1 protein-coding gene is annotated in these 1,962 nt (G+C 74.5%); it reads left to right on the top strand.

Going from position 1 to position 1,962, the window contains the following annotated elements:
• Positions 1 to 229 precede the first annotated feature (229 nt).
• Entirely contained in the window at positions 230 to 1,864 is a 1,635-nt protein-coding gene (locus M0638_RS28100) for an NAD(P)/FAD-dependent oxidoreductase (RefSeq protein ID WP_248670261.1), read from the top strand.
• The last annotated feature ends 98 nt before the right edge of the window (positions 1,865 to 1,962 follow it).

Genomic DNA, 1,962 nt, shown 5'->3' on the forward strand with positions numbered 1-1,962 from the left:
CCGGGGGGCTTCGCCCCCGGCGGGGATCGCCAAGGGAGATTGGGGGGCGGCGCCCCTCGCCGGAGGGGTTCGGGGAGGGCGGAGCCCTCCCCGCCGGTTTATCGCACGCTGCGCCACGCTGCGCAGTCCCGCGCCCCGCTCGCACGCCTCCCCGCGCCGTTGCGTGGCACGCGGCGCGGCCGATCCCATATGCTGGGCACCGACCGACCTCGCCCGCCGGAACCCGTTCATGCTGCGTATCACCGAGATCAAGCTGCCGCTCGACCACCCCGAGCCGGCCCTGCGCGCCGCCGCGCTCGCCCGCCTCGGCATCCCCGCTGCCGACCTGCTCGACCTCAAGGTGGCGCGGCGCGGCTACGACGCGCGCCGCCGGTCGGCGATCGCCCTGATCTACACGGTGGACGTCTCCGTGCGGCGCGAGGCCGAACTGCTGCGCCGCCTCGCGCGGGACCCGCATATCGGCCCCGCCCCCGACACGCGCTACCGCTTCGTCGCCCGCGCGCCGGAGACGCTGGCCAGCCGCCCGGTGGTGATCGGCGCCGGCCCCTGCGGCCTGCTCGCCGCCCTCACCCTCGCGCAGATGGGCTTCCGCCCCATCGTCCTCGAACGCGGCAAGGTGGTGCGCGAGCGCACCAAGGACACCTGGGCGCTCTGGCGCCGCTCCGTCCTCACGCCGGAATCCAACGTGCAGTTCGGCGAGGGCGGCGCCGGCACCTTCTCCGACGGCAAGCTCTACAGCGGCATCAAGGACCCGCACCACCACGGCCGCAAGGTGCTGGAGGAGTTCGTCAAGGCCGGCGCGCCGGAGGAAATTCTCTTCGTCTCCAAGCCGCATATCGGCACCTTCCGGCTCGTCACCGTCGTGGAAGGCATCCGCGCGCAGATCGAGGCGCTGGGCGGCGAGTACCGCTTCGGCACGCGCGTCGAATCTCTCGACGTCGCGACCGCCCCGGACGGCACGCGCGCCGTGCGCGGCGTGCATCTCGCGGATGGCGAACACATCGCCACCGACCGCGTCGTCCTCGCCATCGGCCACAGCGCGCGCGACACCTTCGCCGCGCTGCTCGACGCGGGCGTGTTCGTCGAGGCCAAGCCCTTCTCCATCGGCTTCCGCATCGAGCACCCGCAGGGGCTGATCGACCGCGCCCGCTTCGGCGAGAGCGCCGGCCACCCGCTGCTGGGTGCTGCCGACTACAAGCTGGTCCATCACGGCGCCGGCGGCCGCTCGGTGTACAGCTTCTGCATGTGCCCCGGCGGCACGGTGGTCGCCGCCACCTCGGAGCCCGGCCGCGTCGTCACCAACGGCATGAGCCAGTACTCGCGCGCCGAGCGCAACGCGAATGCCGGCATCGTCGTCGGCATCACCCCCGCCGACTACCCGGGCGGGCCGCTGGCCGGCATCGACTTCCAGCGCCGCTGGGAATCCGCCGCCTTCGCGGCCGGCGGCGGCGACTACCGCGCCCCGGCGCAGCGCGTGGGCGACTTCCTGGCCGGCCGGCCCTCCACGGCGCTCGGCGAGGTGATCCCCTCCTACCGCCCCGGCGTCACGCCCACCGACCTCGCCACCACCCTGCCCGACTACGCCATCGCCGCGATCCGCGAGGCCCTGCCCGCCTTCGACCGCCAGATACGCGGCTTCGCCATGGCGGACGCGGTGCTGACCGGCGTCGAGACCCGCACCTCCTCGCCCATCCGCATCCGGCGCGGCGAGGACTGCCAGAGCGTCAACACGCGCGGCCTCTTCCCGGCCGGCGAGGGCGCGGGCTACGCGGGCGGCATCCTCTCGGCCGGCGTGGACGGCATCCGCGTCGCCGAAGCCGTCGCGCTGAGCGTCACGGGCGAGCGGATGCCGGCGGCGGCCTGAGGCAGCGGGGAAGGCGTTGCCTTCCCCGGACCCCATCCACCAGGGAAGGCGCCGCCTTCCCTGGAACCCATCCGCCAGGAGGGCGAGGCCCTCCTGGA

It is taken from the genome of Roseomonas acroporae (assembly GCF_023223525.1).
GTDB lineage: Bacteria > Pseudomonadota > Alphaproteobacteria > Acetobacterales > Acetobacteraceae > Roseomonas_E > Roseomonas_E acroporae.